The organism is Amycolatopsis sp. CFH S0740 (genome assembly GCF_004522315.1).
Lineage (GTDB): Bacteria > Actinomycetota > Actinomycetes > Mycobacteriales > Pseudonocardiaceae > Amycolatopsis > Amycolatopsis nivea.
Genome location: NZ_SDLS01000011.1, coordinates 1 through 17284 on the forward strand (window position 1 = coordinate 1; position 17284 = coordinate 17284).

The following is a 17284-nucleotide window of genomic DNA, read 5'->3' on the forward strand; positions in this document are numbered from 1 at the left end:
CCAACTTCTGCCGACGAATTTCTGACGCAGGACACTAGCGGTAAAGGCGCGCATTCCCGGGAGCGCAGAGGTAGGCGCGTGTCTTCCGGCGACCTTCGGGGCGGACGCGTGTTTTCCAGCGACTCGTGCGTCAGGCCAGGTCCGTGCGATCGATCCGAGCCATGCGACGAATCCGGACGGCCCAAGGAACCCAGGCTGCGCCAAAAATCCAGACGGTTCGAGCCGTCCGGCGCTCCCTGTGCCTGCTCCGGACGAGAAACTGGACACGGCCACCGCAACCCGGCTGAGTGACCTGACCGGCGAGGTGCATCGGCCAAGAGCGCGCGGCTCGAGCAGTGCACGGGACCGGCCTCGCGCACTCGGCTCGCGCTGTGTCCTGCGCGGAAACCGCACCGCGGACCAGAATCTCGCGACAGAGCCGCCTGCCCCTGCGACCCGTGCACCAGACGCGCGTTTGCCGGCGAAGATCATCCCGCAGGTCTAGTCAGCGCGTGGTCCCGGGCAGTTAAGATCGGCGTTTATCCGGTCTTTATCCGCCCGGCGTTGTACTGGCGCTCGTGAGGAGAAGCTGAATGCGAGTGCTCGTGGCCGAAGACGAGCGGATGCTGGCCGACTCCGTCACGGAGGGCTTGCGGCACCTGGGCATGGCAGTCGACGTCTGCTACGACGGTGACGCCGCGCTCGAACGCGTCGCCGTCCATCGGTACGACGTCGTGCTGCTGGACCGAGACCTGCCGCGGGTGCACAGCGACGAAATCTGCCGAAGGATCGCCGGCGACGGCAGCGAGACCCGGGTGCTGATGCTGACCGCCGCGGCGGGTATTCGCGACCGGGTCGAAGGGCTCGGTCTCGGCGCGGACGACTATCTCACGAAGCCGTTCGCGTTTGCCGAACTTGTCGCGAGGGTGCACGCCTTGGCGAGGCGGGCACGACCCTCGTTGCCGCCGGTGCTGCACGGTGCGGGCGTCGAGCTGGACCCAGCCAAGCGGTTCGCGTCGCGCGACGGTCGGCCGTTGTCCTTGTCTCCCAAGGAATTCGCCGTGCTGGAGGTGCTGCTGCGGGCCGAGGACCGGGTCGTCAGCCCGGAAGAGCTGCTGGAGAAGGCATGGGACGAGCACGCCGATCCGTTCACGAACACAGTGCGGATGACGGTCATGACGCTGCGGAAGAAACTCGGCCCGCCGCCGATAGTCCACACGGTTCCCGGCGCTGGCTACCGTTTGGCTACCTGAAACGGGCCCGAACCTCGCTGCGCGGTCGCATCGAGCTGGTGTTCCTCGGCGGGCTGCTGGTCGCGCTGGTCCTGGCGTACCCGGTCGGCAAAGGAGTCTCCATGGTGCTCGGGACCTACGTGGACACTTCGTTCTGCCCGCGCGGTACCGCCTGCCGCAACCCGCTGGGCACGATCTTGTGGTTCCTGCCGCTGGCCCTCGTCGTCGTTCTGGCGATCCGCAGCTGGCGCCCGGTGGTGTCGTGGGTGGTGCGGCCGTTGCTGGATCTTTCGTCCACCATCGACCAGCTCGGGCCGCGGAACCTCGGGCAGCGCATGCCGCCGCACCAGACCGAGCGCGAGCTGCGGGTCCTCTCGACAGCGGTCAACGGAATGCTCGACCGCGTCGCGGCCGGCTTCGAAGGTCAGCGCCGATTCGCCGCGAACGCGTCGCACGAGCTGCGCACGCCGCTCGCGGTGCAGCGGACGCTCGCGGAGGTCGCGATCGTCACCGGCGGGGGAGAGGACGTGCGGCGGCTCGCGGCGCAGCTGCTCGTCGTCAACGAACGCAACGAGCAGCTGATCGAGGGCTTGCTGGTGCTGGCCGAAGCCGACCGCGGACTGCCCGGCATGGTCCCGGTCCGGCTTGACGAGCTGGTGGACGCCGTCGTCACCCGATACGGCGATCAGCTGACCGAGCACGAACTGACCCTGCGCCACCACTCGGCCGAGCGCACGGTGCCCGGCGACCCCGTCCTGCTCGAACGGATGATCGCCAACCTCGTGCACAACGCGATCAAGTACAACCGGCCCGGCGGGTGGGTCGAGGTGAACGTCGGCGGCGAGCCGGCACTGAGCGTCCGCAACTCCGGCGACCGAGTGCCTGCCGAGGCGGTCGATTCGCTCTTCCAGCCGTTCCGCAGGCTGACCGCCGAGCGCTTGAACCATCGCGACGGAGCTGGCCTCGGTTTGTCGATCGTGAACTCGGTTGCCACCGCACACCGCGGTCGGGTGTCCGCGGTCGCGGTGCCGGACGGCGGGCTGCGGGTCGACGTCGTGCTGCCGTGATTCAGCCGTACGAGTAGAACCCCTCGCCGGTCTTGATCCCGAGCTTCCCCGCGTCGACGTAGCTGCGCAGCAGGTCCCGCGGCCCGGTCGGCAGGTGCGGATTCTCGTCCGCGTAATGGTTTTCGATGTCCAGCACGACGTCCAGGCCGACCTGGTCCATCATCTGGAACGGCCCGTACGGCAGATGCCAGTTGATCTTGAACATCCCGTCCACGTCCTCCGGCCGCGCGACACCCTCCGCGACGACGGCCAGCGATTCCCGTTTGATCGCAGCCCACACGCGGTTGAAGATGAAGCCGACGCTTTCCTTGCGCGCCTCGAACGGATGAATGCCGAACTCCGGCAACACTCCGAGCAGCGTGTCGAGCACGGTCCGGCCGGTTTCGCCGTCGGACATGAGGTCGACTGCGTTCGCCGTCGGCGGCATGTAGAAGTGGATGTTGCACAGCCGCGATTTGTCGCGCACCTTCTCGGCCATCATCCGCGACGGATACGACGACGAGTTCGTGGCGAAGATGGTGTCAGCGGGCGCGGCTTCGTCGATTTGGCCCCACAGCGGGATTTTGATGTCCAGTCGCTCTGGCACCGCCTCCACGACCAGCCACGCGTCACGCAGCGCGTCCTCGATCGACGCCGCGTCCTCGACCTGGCCGACCTCGCCGCTGCCGCGTTTTTCCAGCAGGACAGGCAACGCTTCCGCCACGTATTCCGCCGCCGCGGCGACCTGTTCGGCGCTCGGGTCGCTGATCCGCACGGTCCCGCCGCGCGAGGCGAACATGAGCGCGATGCGCCTGCCCAGCGTCCCGGCACCGAACACGGTGACCGGCCGGTCGCGGATCTGGTCGAATGTGTACGCGTACGGCATGGCGGCTCACCTTTCGATCTTGAGCCAAGAAGACCACCCGCCCTCGCCCGCCGCAATTCCGCGTTCACCGCCGGGGGACCGGCCGCGTAGAATGCGGCGGTGGTCGAGGTTCGCGAGGTTCGCCGTCTCTGTTACGACTTCGCCCGGAGTACCGGCGGAACCCTGACCGATTTCCGGGTCCCGACCGTCACGCCAAACTTTTGGCAAGCCGTCATCGAGTATTTCGACCGCACGATCTCGGTCGTCGCCGCCAACGACGCGCCGGTGGTCGCGCTCGCCCGGCCGCGCTCGTTCGACTTCACGCCAGCGCGGGAATGGGGGCCGTTGGAGTTCGTCGACGAACCGGACCTGATCGCGGTGCTGGCGCAAATCGAGCAGTTCCAAGTGCTCACGCCAGCTGACCTCGATCGGTCCTTCGTCGCCAAAGATTGGCCACATCTCACGCGGTCCGACGTCGCGTACTGGAAACCATCGACCGTCGGCGAAGCCCTGTTCAATTACTGGGACTGACCTCCCGAACCCCGGTCAGCGGAAAGGTACCGCCACCGGACACCGTGACGGACCCGGAGAACAGATCCCCGTCAACCGTGCCGGTCACGCTCACCTCGAAGCGCACCGGATCAGTCACCAACGCGGTAAAGGCGACCTTTTGGCCGTCGACCGTCCCCGACACGATGGGGACCGTGACCTTCAGCTGCGTGTCAAAAATGGAACCGGACACCTTGGTGCCGTCGGTTGCGAGTTCGAGGAGCAGATCTTTGCTCCCCGCCGGGTGCGTGAACGTGATCTTCCAGTTGCCGTCCGGACCGGTTTCGCCGCTGGCGGGCCAAACCTGCTGAGAAGCGACAGCCACCGGCACCGGAGGCTCGCCGAGCGCCGGTTGCCCAGGCTTCACCGGAACGCCCGCGGAATTCAGAAACCCCGCCATCATCCGGTAGTAGCCGGCCAGGAACAGAATCTCGATGATCTCGGCATGGTCGCGAGTCGCAGCGAGAGCGGCCCAGGTTTCGTCGGACACAAAGACGTTCGCGCACAACTCGTCAACGGCACGCAGCACCGCGTCGTCCTCGGGCGGCCAACTGGCGTCGGGATCGGAGAGAGCCGCGATCTCCGCCTCCGTCGCGCCGCCGCCGAGCGCGGCCGGCGCATGGTTGGCCCACTCGTACGGCGCGTCGCACCGCAGCGCGACGCGAAGAATCGTCAGCTCGCGGATCCGCGGATGCAGTTTTCCCTGGCTCAACAGGTAAGCGCCCAACGCGCCGGACGCCTGCATCACTTCCGGCGCACGGGCGAGAACCTGGATCACGGTGTCCGCACCGAGTTTCGCCAGCTTTTGCTGATCAGGATCCATCTCGTCGAGTTCGAGCGGCGGGATGCGGGGAATCGTCGCGTGCGGCATGTCAGTTTCCTTCCGCGGGCAGGCGGTCGAGCGCCGCCTGCGCTTCGTCAAGGCTGAGCTGCGGATGCGAGTAGATGTCGATCAGGGCGCGGGCGAGCATGTTGTCGCCAGCCGGGCTGAGGATGTCGATGCCCGCCGCACGGGAAATGTGCTGGTGCAGCACGGTGATCGACAACGCCATCGCGGTGCCGATCGCGGCGCGGACCTTGGGCTCGACCGTCGGCGGATCCGTCCGTTGCCGATCAGCGGCGACAAGCCGGTTCGTGCCGAGTTCGACCATCTCGTCGAACAACGGCGCGACGCCGCCCTCGACCAGCGCCCGGACGAGATAGTCGCGGTACGGCCCGACAGCGACCCGTGCCGCCGCGACAGGATTCGCGGTGACGCTGGTGGCCAGGTCGTCCGGCACCTGGTCGTTGAGCTCGCGGAGGAGCTTGATCAGGTGCGCGTCGCACGCCTCGCGGAGCGCCTGCTTGGACCCGAAGTGGTGCCGCACCAAGCCCAGCGACACCCCGGCTTCCACCGCGATGCCGCGGATCGTGGCGCGCTCGAAGCCGTGCTCGCCGAAGTGCCGCATCGCCGCGTCGCGGATACGGGCACGCGCGGTCAGGTCGTCGGGGTCGGTCATGGCATCTTCGCTATACGCATGAACAGTACGCTACACGCACGTATAGCCTTCGCGCTACTGTGAAGCGGCGGGAACCCCGTAGTCCCCGCGCTGACGCTGGTCAGAACTGCTTTTCGCCGCCGTCGACGTAGATGTTCGCGCCCAGGATGAAACTGCTCTGCTCCGACGCGAGGAACAGCACGGCCTCCGCAACCTCGCGCGGCGTTCCCATCCGTCCAAGCGGAACCCGTGCCGCGAAACTCGCCCGAGCCTCGTCGGCCTTGTCCGCGCCGACCGCCTTCTCGAGCACCGGCGTGTCGATGGTGCCAGGCGAGACCACGTTGACCCGGATGCCGCGGTCCTTCAGCTCGTTGGCCCAAGTCCGGGCGTAGGAACGGAGGGCAGCTTTCGACGCCGAATACGTTCCGAACGACGCGAGACCGTCATCGGCGCGCACTGACGAATTCAAGATCACCGATGCACCCTTGTTGAGCAGCGGCAACGCTTTCTGCACGGTGAAGAGCGTGCCGCGAACGTTGGTGGTGAAGACCTGATCGAAGTGTTCCGGAGTGGTCTCCTCCAGGCTCGCAAAAGATCCCGCCGCCGCGTTGGCGAAAACGATGTCGAGTCCCTTGCCTCGGGCGCGAACTGCGTCGTAAAGCCGATCGAGGTCGCCCAGATCGGCGATGTCACCCGCAACCGCGGTGGCCGACCCGATGGTCTTCGCGGCCGCGTCCAGCGCGCCCTGATTCCGGCCGGTGATGAAGACGTGCGCGCCCTCGGCAGCGAGCCGTTCGGCCGCGGCCAGGCCGATCCCGCTGCTTCCGCCGGTGACGACTGCTGTCTTGCCCTCGAGCTGTCCCACTGCTGACCTCCGCATTATTCGGTACCGATCGGTACTTAAGGCGACCGTAGCACTTCTGAACCGATCGGTACTGAAGGGGTATGCTGACGAGGTGACCAGTCAGGACAAGGCGCACATCGGCCGACCGCGCGGATTCGACGCCGACGAGGCGCTCCGGCGCGCCATGCTGGTGTTCTGGGAGCAGGGCTACGAAGGGGCCAGTCTGGCCGATCTGACCGGGGCCATGGGCATCACGAAAACCAGCATGTACGCGGCTTTCGGCAACAAAGAGCAGTTGTTCCGCAAGGCTCTGGCGCTCTACGACGAAGGCCCCGCTTCCTACGGCCCGCGAGCCTGGGCCGAGCGGACTGCCGCCAAGGTGGCCGCCGCGATACTCAACGGCGCCGTCCGAGCGACGACCGACCCCGATTGTCCGCCCGGCTGCCTGGGCGTCCAAGGCTCATTGGCGGCCGGCGAACTAGGCCACCCCGCGCGCGAATTGCTCGTCGAGTGGCGAAATGCCGCGCGCCGAGCCCTGGAGAAGCGATTTCGACGCGCCATCGATGAACACGATTTGCCGCCAGACGCTGACCCGGCACGGCTGGCTCGCTACGTCATGACGGTCGCGTTCGGCATCGCCGTCGAAGCGGCAAGCGGCGCAACCCGTGAAGAACTGCAGGAAGTCGCCGACGCGGCCCTGTGCAACTGGCCGCCTGCCTGAGCTTCAGCCTTTGCAGTAAAGGTCGACCGCGATGGTCATCCGAGCGCGAAACTCGTCGCGGGTCTCCGCGTCGTACTTGATCCCGATCGCCGTGCTGATCAGTGTCCCAGCAACGTCGTCGGGTGAGCGCCCCCCAATCGCGTCGATGACGAGCGCACGGAACCGCTTCGGATACTCAGCAGGCATCGTGCCGAGCAGATCGGGACTCGAGTCGATCAGAACTCCGATCTCCGCAGCCATCGGCCCCACGTACCGACCGGCCCAGTGGTCGAACGCCTCGATCAGCCGCTCGCGAAGCGGTTGCCGCAAATCGGCGAGAGCGACCCGAGCTGCCTCGATGCTGCCGTCGAGCGAATGCCGCACGGTCGCGCGGAACAGCTCCGGCTTGGACGAGAAGTAGAAGTACAAGCCAGGACGCGAGATGTCCGCGGCCTTCGCGACGTCGTCCATGGACGCCTTGCGATAGCCGTAGCGCGCGAACACCTCCAGCGCCGAATCCAGTACGTGCGTGCGCCGATCACTGCCCATCGACACACTATACAAACCACGTCCAATGCGTATAGTTCGAAGGGTGTCTCAATCCTCCTTGATCCGCACGGCCTTCGACGCCACCAGCACCGCCGACGACGTCATCGCAGGCCAGAACCTCACCGGTGTCCGCGCAATCGTCACCGGTGCCACGTCCGGCCTCGGCCGCGAAACAGCCTGCGCGCTCGCCTCCGTGGGCGCGGACGTCACCCTGGCTGTACGCAACACCGCCCTCGGCGCAAGCGTCGCCGAGGAGATCGCCGCCTCCACCGGAAATCGAGCCGTCCGCGTGGCACACCTCGAACTGGCCGACCTCGCCACCGTCGCCCGCTTCATCGCAAGCTGGGACGGCCCGCTGCACCTGCTGATCAACAATGCCGGCGTCATGCGCCCGACCCTGGGGCGCACTCCACAGGGTTGGGAACTGCAGTTCGCGACCAATCACCTCGGCCACTTCGCGCTGGCACTGGGCCTGCACGACGCCCTGGCCGCAGGCGCGAATCAGCGAGGAACGGCCCGGATCGTCGCGGTGACCTCCGGCGCGCACATGTACTCACCCGTTGTCTTTGATGACATCCACTTTACCCGCCGGGCCTACGATCCCCAATTGGCTTACGGGCAGTCGAAAACGGCCAACTCGCTGTTCGCCGTCGAAGCGACCCGCCGGTGGGCAGCCGACGGAATCGTCGCCAATGCGGTCAACCCCGGCGGAGTTTCCACTGGCCTGCAACGGGATTTCACCCAAGACATGAAGAACCACTTGGACCGGCTCGAAGCCGCCGGAGTCTTCGCCTACAAGACCGTCGAACAAGGCGCGGCCACCACTCTCGTCGCCGCGACCGCCCCGGAATTCGCCCATAACGGTGGCCATTACCTGGACGACGGCAACGAATCCCCGACCGTTCCCGACGACGTCGACCTGGCTGGCAACAGCCACTCCGTCAAACGCTGGGCCCGCGACGCCTCGGCCGCGCAGCAGCTGTGGGAGGTGTCCCTAGACCTGGTCCGTCAACGCTGACGAGGCCCGCTGGAGATCCAACACCGTCAGAGAAAAGCACGTCTGTTGCCACAAGCGCGTGTCTCACGTTCGCTCGGTTTTCGCCGTGCACACGACAGATTGAGCCGCGGACCTGTGGTTGCCATCGCAGGTCGCACCAATCCGCGGAACGGCATTCTCGAGAGATCACCGCGCAAGTCAGGCCGTCGGCCGCCCCGCACCCGCGTAGTCGTCGCCGGGCTTTCGATACGGATGGACTTGCACCGCCTGCCCAGTCTGCGGCGCGTCGATCATCTGCTGATTTCCGATGTACAGCCCCACGTGATGGATCTTCGTAGTGGGCGCACCGTAGAAGATCAAATCGCCCAACTGGGGTTCGCTCACATGGGGAACGCTGCGGAATTGCGTATCCGCCGTCCGCATCAGCTTGACGTCAGCGCTCGCGTAAGCAGCGGTCGTCAGACCGGAACAGTCGAAGCCCGGATCGGCGTCTCGAGTGCCATTGCCGCCCCAGACGTACGGCAGACCAATCTGGTCAATCGCGAAGTCGACCGCAGTGAGCACCGCGGGATTAGGCGGCTGATCGCTCTGGCCGACCGTGCCGTAGACGTTGGTCGTCGCAAGCGTCCGATGCAAGACGACCGGCGCCGGCTCCAACGTGGCGACCCCGTTCCACCAATCCGTCGCCAGATCGCGGCCATTCGCACAGAGCGCGCGCCCAGCCGTGAGCGCCGAGTCGTCGATGTTCTGAATGTCAGGCTTGCCGCCGGACGCACTGCGCTGCCACTTGCTCCACACCGCAGGAGAGAGCTGCAACGGCCCTGCGGCCCCCGGCGTCGAAACAGGCCGGTGATAGAAGTCGAGAACCTCCACCGTGCCAAGCGGTTTCGCGAGAGTCCCGTTTTCCCCGACCCGATTACCCTGCGCCCGCCCATGATCGCTGGTGATCTTCCCGATCGCGGCGAGGGTGATCCAGGACAGGTGACAGTCAGGCTGCTCCTTGCTGAGCGTGACGGTCGCCTGTGCGTACCCGTTCATCGCCCGCAACGGGATATCGAGCCACTGACTGGTCCGCGACGCCCACGCCCCGAACTCCCCAGCCCGCGGCACCCCAGGCTGGGACGGCACCACCGACGTCGGCGCAGTCGCGACCGGAGCCGTCTTCGAGGTACTCGGAGCCAACGACGACGTCGCCGCGACATTCCCGGAATTCGCATCGCCGGCACCGCCGCCCGGCAAAACCCGCACCGCGACAACCAACGCCGCGACGACCACCACAACCGCCGCCAACGTCACCACGGCCCGCCGATTCCGCGCGAGAAAACCCTGCCTCGCCGAACGTGCGCCTCCTTCGCCCTCCGAGGCTTGGCCCCCGTCGCCATTTAACGGCGACGCACTGGTCAGCTCAGGCGAGTCGCCTTCCCTCGACGACTCGCCAGCCAGCCCGGAGGTTTCGCCACTCAGCGGCGACTCGCTGGTCGACCCAGCATTTTCGCCACTCGATGGCGACGATTCGCGGACTGACGAAGGACCGGAGCCGGCTTGTTCGCCGTTCACCGGCGATGCCTCACTGGCGGACGAACCACCCGCGTCGACTGTTTCGCCACTCAGCGGCGACACGCTAGTCGACCCAGGATTTTCGCCACTCGCTGGCGAAGATTCACCCACCGACGAAGGACCGGAGCCGCCCGATTCGCCAGTAACCGGCGACGCCCCACCGGCGAACGAAGGACCGGAGCCAGCCGATTCGCCGCTAACCGGCAACGAACCCGCGCCCCCAGGCTCCCCACCGGCAACCGCACCAGGCGTGACCTGCGATTCGCCATCCAGCGGCGATCTCCCGGCCCCGTCCATCACCGGCCCCCGGCAAGTCTGGACAGCACGAACTCGCGCAGCACGTCCAGTTCCGTATCCACCGCCACCTCGATCGCCCGCCCCGTCGACCTGTTCGGGACCGCCCGTCGGTCGACGATCGTCATGCCGCGGGTCGGGCCGAGGCCGGCGTCGATGTCGACGGGGTAGGTCTCCGTGCGCAGGATGCCCGGGCGGATCGCCTCGGCGACGGCCACCGCGTCGTGCATGACGATGCCTTCGTAGCCGAGCACCTGGCGGTAGTGCGCCAGGTAGTCGGGGGTGAACGAGTTCAGCGCCTGCCCGACCGGTCCGGACGCGGCGAGTTTCGCCAGCCACGTGCTGTCGACCGCGCACCGGTGGGTGAGATCGAGGGGGACCATCACGCACGGGACGTCGTCCTCGGCGATCACGCGTCGGGCCGCGTCTGGGTCGGCCCAGATGTTGAATTCGGAGACCGCGGTCGAGTTGCCGAGCGCGATCGCGCCGCCCATCAGGACGATGCGCGCGATCTTCGAGCGCACCCCGGGGTGGGCCGCGAGCAGCGCGGCGATGTTTGTGAGCGGGCCGATCGGCGCGATGGTCACCGGTTCGTCCGAGGCTTCGAGCAGCGAGACCATCAGGCTGACCGCGTCGGAATCCTCGAGCGGACGGGTGGCGTCGGGCAGCGAAGCGGCGTGCCCGGAAAGTCCGTCGGAGCCGTGGACGGTGCTCGACCGGTGCAGCTCGCGGTACAGAAGCGGCCGCGAGGCACCCGCGGCGACCGGGACGTCTGGGCGGTCGCACATCTGCAGCAGTCGGCGCGCGTTCGAGGTGGTCGTGGCCAGCGGCACGTTGCCGAAGACAGTCGTCACGCCCAGCAGGTCGACGTCCGCCGACCTCGCGGCCAGTGCGATCGCGAAAGCATCATCGACGCCGGGGTCGGTGTCGATGATCAGCTTGGTCCCCATCCTGCTCCCCTTGCGTGTGGCCGGCCGTCGTCCACAGGTTACGGTCAAGGGCATGACGTCGATGTGGGGTGCGCCCGCGTTGTCGCGCGTGCGCGCCTGGCGGCGGGCCCGGCGGGACCCGCACCAGGCGAAGTTCCTGACGGCCGACTCGCTGCGCTGGATCCTGCGCAATCGCGCGTACACGCCGTGGTACCTCGTGCGCTATTACCGGCTGCTCAAATTCCGCATCGCGAACCCGCACATCATCCTGCGCGGCATGCTGTTCCTCGGCAAGAACGTCGAGATCCACTGCCGTCCCGGATACGGCCGGATGGAGATCGGCCGCTGGGTGCACATCGGCGACGGCAACGCCATCCGCTGTCACGAGGGGTCCCTTCGCATCGGCGACAAGTCGGTGTTCGGACGGCAGAACGTGATCAACTGCTATCTCGACATCGAGCTCGGCGCCGCCACGCTCGTCGCCGACTGGGTGTACATCTGCGACTTCGACCACGTGACCGCGGACATCCACGTGCCGATCAAAGACCAGGGCATCGTCAAGTCGCCGGTCCGGATCGGCCCGGACACCTGGCTCGGCACGAAGGTCAGCGTCCTCAAGGGCACGCGCGTCGGCCGCGGCAGCGTGCTCGGTGCGCACGCCGTGGTGCGCGGTGACATCCCGGACTACTCGATTGCGGTCGGTTCACCGGCCCGGGTGGTCCGCAACCGCGAGGACGACTACGCGGCGGATGCGGCCCGGCGCGAGGCCGTCGCCGACATGGCGCGCAAGGCGAACAAAGCACTGCAGAAAACGCTCGGCGACAGCTGACGCCAGCGCGGTCGCACGTCGAGTTCGGCGGCGAAAATAACCTGACAGCGTCGATAGCCTCGCCTTATGAGCGAAGCCCTCAGCCGACACGTCGCCGCCTTCAACAACCGTGACTTGCAAGGCCTCCTCGACGGCTTCACCGAGGACGCGGTCTGGATCACCGGCAGCAGCGTCGTGCGCGGACGCGAGGAACTCGCCGAGTTGTTCAGCGGTGCCATGGAACAACTTCTTCCGACGCTGAGGGTCGAGAACGTTCTCGCGGACGGTGATCAGATTGCCGCCCAATTGACCGAACAGCTCACCCACAACGGCGAGAACCAGGTTTTCGCCATCGCCGGGTTCTATCGGCTGTCCGGAGACCGCATCAAGTCGGCGAAGATCTACCGCGAGGGCAGCGCCGAACTCGACTGACCGGTGTTGCCGTTTTTTGGCGAATCGCGCTGACCTGCGGAAACGTGAGCCCGAGCGGCCCGATTAGCCGGTCGGCGGCAGGGGAGCGGCCTACCTGGATGCCCGTGACTAGCCGTCCCTGCCCGACGGCTCCGACAGCGCCTTCGCCACTACATCGTCGATAAAGGCTGTCTTTGCTGAGGTGTAAGCAGCGCGATCGGTGAGGAAGCGATGGGCGAGTGAGCGCTTCAGCGTCGCGTAGGCCTGCGCCGTGCTCGGGTGGGTGCGCAGAAAGTCCCGGAACGCGAGTACCCGAGCGAGATTCTCGTTGTCGGCTGCGCAGACGTAGAGGTGGTGCGGTGGACTGTCCGGAGGCCGAGTGAAGGCTTCTCGACCGGGAATGCCGAGATCGCCTCTATGCCGATAGCCGATCGTCAGAAAACTGGCGACAACAGCGGGCAGATCGTCGCGAGTGGCGATCACGACGGCCAGGTCGATGATCGGTTTAGCGGCCAGCCCGGGGACCGCGGTGCTGCCGACATGCTCGACGCGCTGCGCGAGTCCGCCCACCGCCGCGGTGATGCGGTCGCGGAGGCTGGCGAAGACCTGAGGCCATCGTGGGTCGTAGTCCACGATCTCGACTGGCGCGTCCACTCAGATCGTCCTCTTGGCTCGTGCTCTCGCCGGGCCACCCATCGCCTGGTCACGGCTTCGCAGGGCGTCGGGTGGACACCGGTGCCTCAGAGCAGGAAATGGAACAACGGACTCCCCGGTTCCACCCGCTCGACCTGCAGCGGGCTCTTCTCCAGCCGCGCCAGCAGCCCGGGCAGGTCCGCGCGCCGCGGGATCTCGGCGCCGATCAGTGCCGGACCGATCTCCCGGTTGTTGCGCTTCACGTACTCGAACCGCGTGATGTCGTCCTCCGGCCCGAGGATTTCGTCAAGGAACCGCCGGAGCGCGCCGGGTTCCTGCGGGAAGCTGACGAGGAAGTAGTGCTTCAGCCCCTCGTGCATCAGCGAGCGTTCGAGGACTTCGCTGTACCGGCTGACGTCGTTGTTGCCGCCGGACACGATGCACACCACCGTCTGCCCCTGCTCGACCTGCACGCTGGTCCCGAGCGAAGCGGCCGCGAGCGCGCCCGCGGGTTCGGCGATGATGCCGTCCGACTGGTACATCGACAGCATTTCCGTGCACACCGCGCCCTCGGCGACGGACGTCAGCTCCGCGCCGCTGTCACGGATCAACGGGAACGTCACCTGGCCGGCCTCGCGGACCGCGGCACCGTCCACGAACGGGTCCACCGCGTCGATCCGCACCGGTTCGCCCGCTTCAAGAGCCGCCGCCATGCACATCGCACCTGCCGGTTCGACGCCGACGACCCGGATGTCCGGATGCCGCTCGCGAACCCACGTCGCGATCCCAGCCAGCAACCCTCCGCCGCCCACAGGCACCACCAGGACATCCGGCACAAAGCCGAGCTGCGAAACCACTTCAAGCGCGACAGTGCCCTGACCGGCGACAGTGCGTACGTCGTCGAACGCCGGCACGAGCGTCGCTCCAGTGCGGTGGGCGTCATCCTTAGCCGCGGCGAAGGCGTCTTCGTACGTCTCGCCAACGACGATGACCTCGATGTGCGCGCCACCGAGAGCCGCGATGCGTTCACGCTTTTGCCGCGGCGTCGTGCCCGGCACGTACACGCGACCGTTCGCCCCTAAGCGGCGACACGCGTACGCGACGCCTTGTGCGTGGTTGCCCGCGCTCGCGCAGACGACACCGCGCTCCCGCGTCGAAGCGTCGAGCTGCACGATGAAGTTGTACGCGCCGCGGATCTTGTACGAGCGGACCGTCTGCTGGTCTTCGCGCTTAAGCCAGACGCGCGCGTCTACGCGGGACGAGAGACGCGCGTTGGGCTCCAGGGGCGTACGTGTGACCACGCCCGCGAGCCGTTCGGCGGCCTGTTCGACCAGTTCTGCGTTCACCGTGTCGATGTCGTGCACTCGGGTGAATGTACTTCGCACCCGGTGAACACGTCCGGGGCACTCAGGTCACTGGCCGCGTTCATGTCTTCGGCACCGCCGGGTACGGGACGAAGGTGCTGGTGTTTTCGTCCACCGTGAGCGGTTTGCCGATCGCCGGAAACGCGCGTTGCGAACAAGCCGGCCGGTCGCACACCTTGCATCCCATGCCGATCGGCGTCGCGGCGGCGGGTTCGTCCAGGTCAAGGCCGGTCGAGTAGATCAACCGGCCGGCGTGTCGCAGCTCGCAGCCGAGGCCGACGGTGAACGTCTTGCCCGGGCTGCCGTACCCGCCGATATTGCGCGACACCGTCCGCGCGACCCAGAAGTACCGCTTGCCGTCCGGCAGCGCCGCGATCTGCGTGAGGATCTTGCCCGGCGAGGTGAAGGCCTCGTAGATGTTCCACAACGGGCAAGCGCCGCCGACGCGCGAGAAGTGGAAACCCGCCGCTGACTGGCGTTTCGACATGTTCCCGGCCCGGTCGACGCGCACGAACGAGAACGGCACGCCGCGCTGTTTTGGCCGCTGAAGAGTCGACAGCCGGTGGCACGTCGTCTCGAATCCGACGCCGAAGTGGTCGCAAAGGCGCTCGATGTCATACCGGAACTCCTCGGCCGCGGCCAGGAACGGGCTGTACGGCAGGATCAGCGCGCCCGCGAAGTAGTTAGCCAGGCCGACGCGCGCGAGCGTCCGCGCGGCCGGGCCGGAAAACGCCCACGAATCGGCGAGTTCGGTGATCAGATCGTCGTATTCCAGCAACGCGATCTGGGACGCCATCCGGAACGCCTGCTGTCCGACCCGGAGGCTCGGGGCCAGCCGCAACACCCGCGTCGCCGGCTCGTACCGATGCTGTTCACCTGCGGATTCGTTGATGCCCTCGTTCGTCACGTCGACGCCGTAGCGCTGCCACAGCCGTTCCTTGAGCGACCCCAGCACCGACCCGCGCCGCAGCGGGATCTGCGCGGCCATCCGCTCGGCCCGCTCGTCCAGTTCGGCGACGTAGTTCTCCCGCTCGTAGAAGAAGTCGCGGACCTCCTCGTGCGGCAGCGGCGCGGCGGCGCTCCCGTGCAGGCCGAGGCCGTTTTCCGTGGTCAGCGCGGCCGTGCTTTCGACCGCGTTCCGGTAGCTGCGATGCAGTTTCACCAGCGCCTGGGCGATGGACGGCAAGTTGCTGGCCAGGTCGTTCAGTTCGCTCGTGGTCGCTTCGACGCTGACAGCCTCGTCGAGCAGCGCTTCCTTCACATCGGCGACGAGCCGCGAGGTGTCGTTGTTGGCGAAAAACTCCGTGTCGACGCCGAATGCCTGCGTGATCCGCAGCAGCACCGGCACGGTCAGCGGGCGCGAGTTGTGCTCGATCTGATTGAGGTAACTGGGTGAGATCTCGAGCACACGGGCGAGATCCGCCTGGCTCATCGACCGGCTTTCGCGCAGATGCCGCAGCCGCGCCCCGGCGAAAGTTTTGTCCATGAGTGCTCCGTCCGGCCGGAAGGTTTCCGGGCCTGAACGATTACGTGAACGATCAAGCCCGCGAATTTTCGGTGTGGTTGCGAACAGCAGATTCGCAACCTTTGCAACATGCTAGGCAATCTTCGCAGAAATTGGCAAATTGGAGCAGTAGACCGAGTTTTCCCGCTCGTGTCAGGGTCGTGACCAGGCAAGGCGAGCAATCGCAAACTTCGCAACACGGGAGAGTCCGATGACCGAGCAGGCCAATCAGCTCGAGCAGGCGGCGGCCGAGCTGGCCGAGCAGTGGAAGACCGACCCCCGCTGGGCGGGTGTCCAGCGGACCTACTCCGCCGCCGACGTGGTGAAGCTTCGCGGTTCTGTCGTCGAAGAGCACACCCTCGCCCGCCGCGGCGCCGAGAAGCTGTGGGAGCTGCTGCACAGCGAGGACTACGTCCACGCGCTGGGCGCGCTCACCGGCAACCAGGCCGTGCAGCAGGTGCGCGCCGGCCTGAAGGCCATCTACCTGTCCGGCTGGCAGGTCGCCGCCGACGCCAACCTCGCCGGCCAGACCTACCCGGACCAGAGCCTCTACCCGGCCAACTCGGTCCCGGCCGTCGTCCGCCGCATCAACAACGCGCTGGGCCGCGCCGACCAGATCAACTGGGCCGAGGGCAACGGCGACATCGACTGGTTCGCCCCGATCGTCGCCGACGCGGAAGCCGGCTTCGGCGGTCCGCTGAACGCGTTCGAGCTGATGAAGGGCATGATCGCGGCCGGCGCCGCGGGCGTGCACTGGGAAGACCAGCTCGCGTCCGAGAAGAAGTGCGGCCACCTCGGCGGCAAGGTCCTCATCCCGACCAAGCAGCACGAGCGCACCCTGAACGCCGCCCGTCTCGCCGCCGACGTGCTGAACGTGCCGTCCCTGGTCGTCGCCCGCACCGACGCGCAGGCCGCGACCCTGCTGACCAGCGACGTCGACGAGCGCGACCGCAAGTACCTCACCGGCGGCCGCACCTCCGAGGGCTTCTACGAGGTCAACAACGGCATCGAGCCGTGCATCGACCGCGGCCTGGCCTACGCGCAGTACGCCGACCTGCTGTGGATGGAGACCTCCACGCCGGACCTCGAGGTCGCCCGCAAGTACGCCGAGGCGATCAAGGCGCAGTACCCGGACCAGATGCTGGCCTACAACTGCTCGCCGTCGTTCAACTGGAAGAAGCACCTCGACGACGACACCATCGCGCGGTTCCAGCGCGAGCTCGGCGCCATGGGCTACAAGTTCCAGTTCATCACGCTGGCCGGTTTCCACGCGCTGAACTACTCGATGTTCGACCTGGCGCACGGCTACGCCCGCAACGGCATGAGCGCCTACGTCGACCTGCAGGAGCGCGAGTTCGCTTCGGAGGAGCGCGGCTACACCGCGACGAAGCACCAGCGCGAGGTCGGCACCGGCTGGTTCGACCTGGTGTCCACCGCGCTGAACCCGGAGAGCTCGACCACCGCGCTCAAGGGTTCGACCGAAGAAGACCAGTTCCACTGACGCACCCCGCGGGCCGGCGATTCCGGTCGCCGGCCCGCCCCTTC

Annotated in this window: 18 protein-coding genes; 8 read left to right on the forward strand and 10 right to left on the reverse strand. The window is 67.1% G+C overall.

Annotated elements, in window-relative coordinates; all coding sequences use genetic code 11:
* The first annotated feature begins 572 nt into the window (after positions 1 to 572).
* Both EIZ45_RS19825 and EIZ45_RS19830 read left to right on the forward strand, forming a co-directional pair.
* Positions 573 to 1232 carry a response regulator transcription factor gene (locus EIZ45_RS19825; protein WP_134665652.1) on the forward strand — a complete coding sequence of 220 codons (660 nt, stop codon included), beginning with the start codon at positions 573 to 575 and terminating at the stop codon, positions 1230 to 1232.
* A gap of 38 nt (positions 1233 to 1270) precedes the next feature.
* Complete coding sequence (locus EIZ45_RS19830; RefSeq protein WP_240690743.1) at positions 1271 to 2278, forward strand: HAMP domain-containing sensor histidine kinase; 1008 nt, start codon at positions 1271 to 1273, stop codon at positions 2276 to 2278.
* A gap of 1 nt (position 2279) precedes the next feature.
* Here EIZ45_RS19830 and EIZ45_RS19835 read toward each other — a convergent pair whose 3' ends face one another.
* Positions 2280 to 3143, reverse strand: coding sequence for a 3-hydroxyacyl-CoA dehydrogenase family protein (locus EIZ45_RS19835; RefSeq protein ID WP_134665650.1), 864 nt, complete (start codon positions 3141 to 3143; stop codon positions 2280 to 2282).
* 99 nt (positions 3144 to 3242) lie between these two features.
* On the opposite strand from EIZ45_RS19835, the gene EIZ45_RS19840 reads away from it, so the two are divergent.
* Positions 3243 to 3653 carry a hypothetical protein gene (locus EIZ45_RS19840; protein ID WP_134665648.1) on the forward strand — a complete coding sequence of 137 codons (411 nt, stop codon included), beginning with the start codon at positions 3243 to 3245 and terminating at the stop codon, positions 3651 to 3653.
* Here the strand turns inward: EIZ45_RS19840 and EIZ45_RS19845 are convergent.
* The 3 genes from EIZ45_RS19845 to EIZ45_RS19855 form a co-directional block, all read right to left on the reverse strand.
* Complete coding sequence (locus EIZ45_RS19845) at positions 3637 to 4542, reverse strand: carboxymuconolactone decarboxylase family protein (RefSeq protein ID WP_134665646.1); 906 nt, start codon at positions 4540 to 4542, stop codon at positions 3637 to 3639. The genes EIZ45_RS19840 and EIZ45_RS19845 overlap by 17 nt on opposite strands.
* A gap of 1 nt (position 4543) precedes the next feature.
* Positions 4544 to 5170 (reverse strand): TetR/AcrR family transcriptional regulator, encoded by a 627-nt coding sequence (locus EIZ45_RS19850; protein WP_134665644.1) that lies wholly within the window; start codon positions 5168 to 5170, stop codon positions 4544 to 4546.
* 100 nt (positions 5171 to 5270) lie between these two features.
* Positions 5271 to 6014 (reverse strand): SDR family oxidoreductase, encoded by a 744-nt coding sequence (locus tag EIZ45_RS19855; protein ID WP_134665642.1) that lies wholly within the window; start codon positions 6012 to 6014, stop codon positions 5271 to 5273.
* Between the two features lie 91 nt (positions 6015 to 6105).
* Here EIZ45_RS19855 and EIZ45_RS19860 point away from each other — a divergent pair, with 91 nt between their 5' ends.
* Entirely contained in the window at positions 6106 to 6714 is a 609-nt protein-coding gene (locus tag EIZ45_RS19860) for a TetR/AcrR family transcriptional regulator (RefSeq protein WP_134665640.1), read from the forward strand.
* 3 nt (positions 6715 to 6717) lie between these two features.
* Here EIZ45_RS19860 and EIZ45_RS19865 read toward each other — a convergent pair whose 3' ends face one another.
* Complete coding sequence (locus tag EIZ45_RS19865) at positions 6718 to 7242, reverse strand: TetR/AcrR family transcriptional regulator (protein WP_134665638.1); 525 nt, start codon at positions 7240 to 7242, stop codon at positions 6718 to 6720.
* Positions 7243 to 7300: 58 nt separating this feature from the next.
* Here EIZ45_RS19865 and EIZ45_RS19870 point away from each other — a divergent pair, with 58 nt between their 5' ends.
* Positions 7301 to 8260 carry an SDR family NAD(P)-dependent oxidoreductase gene (locus EIZ45_RS19870; RefSeq protein WP_240690742.1) on the forward strand — a complete coding sequence of 320 codons (960 nt, stop codon included), beginning with the start codon at positions 7301 to 7303 and terminating at the stop codon, positions 8258 to 8260.
* Positions 8261 to 8437: 177 nt separating this feature from the next.
* On the opposite strand, the gene EIZ45_RS19875 is transcribed toward EIZ45_RS19870, so the two are convergent.
* Together EIZ45_RS19875 and EIZ45_RS19880 are read right to left on the reverse strand one after the other, a co-directional pair.
* Positions 8438 to 9538 carry a C40 family peptidase gene (locus tag EIZ45_RS19875; protein WP_134665636.1) on the reverse strand — a complete coding sequence of 367 codons (1101 nt, stop codon included), beginning with the start codon at positions 9536 to 9538 and terminating at the stop codon, positions 8438 to 8440.
* 554 nt (positions 9539 to 10092) lie between these two features.
* Complete coding sequence (locus EIZ45_RS19880) at positions 10093 to 11040, reverse strand: nucleoside hydrolase (RefSeq protein ID WP_134665634.1); 948 nt, start codon at positions 11038 to 11040, stop codon at positions 10093 to 10095.
* A gap of 52 nt (positions 11041 to 11092) precedes the next feature.
* Here EIZ45_RS19880 and EIZ45_RS19885 point away from each other — a divergent pair, with 52 nt between their 5' ends.
* Entirely contained in the window at positions 11093 to 11848 is a 756-nt protein-coding gene (locus EIZ45_RS19885) for an acyltransferase (RefSeq protein ID WP_037712791.1), read from the forward strand.
* A gap of 66 nt (positions 11849 to 11914) precedes the next feature.
* Positions 11915 to 12259, forward strand: a complete 345-nt coding sequence (locus EIZ45_RS19890) for a nuclear transport factor 2 family protein (protein WP_134665632.1) — start codon at positions 11915 to 11917, stop codon at positions 12257 to 12259.
* A 108-nt stretch (positions 12260 to 12367) separates the two neighbouring features.
* Here the strand turns inward: EIZ45_RS19890 and EIZ45_RS19895 are convergent, their stop codons facing one another.
* The 3 genes from EIZ45_RS19895 to EIZ45_RS19905 all read right to left on the reverse strand — a co-directional run bounded on the left by EIZ45_RS19895 (position 12368) and on the right by EIZ45_RS19905 (position 15721).
* Positions 12368 to 12892: a GrpB family protein gene (locus EIZ45_RS19895; RefSeq protein WP_134665630.1), complete on the reverse strand. Its 525-nt coding sequence runs from the start codon at positions 12890 to 12892 to the stop codon at positions 12368 to 12370.
* A gap of 86 nt (positions 12893 to 12978) precedes the next feature.
* On the reverse strand, positions 12979 to 14235 hold the full coding sequence (ilvA, locus tag EIZ45_RS19900) for a threonine ammonia-lyase IlvA (protein ID WP_134665628.1): 1257 nt from the start codon (positions 14233 to 14235) through the stop codon (positions 12979 to 12981).
* Between the two features lie 61 nt (positions 14236 to 14296).
* Complete coding sequence (locus EIZ45_RS19905; RefSeq protein ID WP_134665626.1) at positions 14297 to 15721, reverse strand: short-chain fatty acyl-CoA regulator family protein; 1425 nt, start codon at positions 15719 to 15721, stop codon at positions 14297 to 14299.
* A 229-nt stretch (positions 15722 to 15950) separates the two neighbouring features.
* Here EIZ45_RS19905 and aceA point away from each other — a divergent pair, with 229 nt between their 5' ends.
* Complete coding sequence (gene aceA / locus EIZ45_RS19910) at positions 15951 to 17240, forward strand: isocitrate lyase (RefSeq protein ID WP_037811829.1); 1290 nt, start codon at positions 15951 to 15953, stop codon at positions 17238 to 17240.
* Positions 17241 to 17284 lie beyond the last annotated feature (44 nt).

Bases quoted from the DNA above. Each gene is read 5' to 3' on its own strand.
- EIZ45_RS19890 (WP_134665632.1), top strand. From the start codon at position 11,915: ATGAGCGAAGCCCTCAGCCGACACGTCGCCGCCTTCAACAACCGTGAC.
- aceA (WP_037811829.1), top strand. From the start codon at position 15,951: ATGACCGAGCAGGCCAATCAGCTCGAGCAGGCGGCGGCCGAGCTGGCC.
- EIZ45_RS19845 (WP_134665646.1), bottom strand. From the start codon at position 4,542: ATGCCGCACGCGACGATTCCCCGCATCCCGCCGCTCGAACTCGACGAG.
- EIZ45_RS19850 (WP_134665644.1), bottom strand. From the start codon at position 5,170: ATGACCGACCCCGACGACCTGACCGCGCGTGCCCGTATCCGCGACGCG.
- EIZ45_RS19865 (WP_134665638.1), bottom strand. From the start codon at position 7,242: ATGGGCAGTGATCGGCGCACGCACGTACTGGATTCGGCGCTGGAGGTG.
- EIZ45_RS19835 (WP_134665650.1), bottom strand. From the start codon at position 3,143: ATGCCGTACGCGTACACATTCGACCAGATCCGCGACCGGCCGGTCACC.
- EIZ45_RS19825 (WP_134665652.1), top strand. From the start codon at position 573: ATGCGAGTGCTCGTGGCCGAAGACGAGCGGATGCTGGCCGACTCCGTC.
- EIZ45_RS19905 (WP_134665626.1), bottom strand. From the start codon at position 15,721: ATGGACAAAACTTTCGCCGGGGCGCGGCTGCGGCATCTGCGCGAAAGC.
- EIZ45_RS19885 (WP_037712791.1), top strand. From the start codon at position 11,093: ATGACGTCGATGTGGGGTGCGCCCGCGTTGTCGCGCGTGCGCGCCTGG.
- EIZ45_RS19880 (WP_134665634.1), bottom strand. From the start codon at position 11,040: ATGGGGACCAAGCTGATCATCGACACCGACCCCGGCGTCGATGATGCT.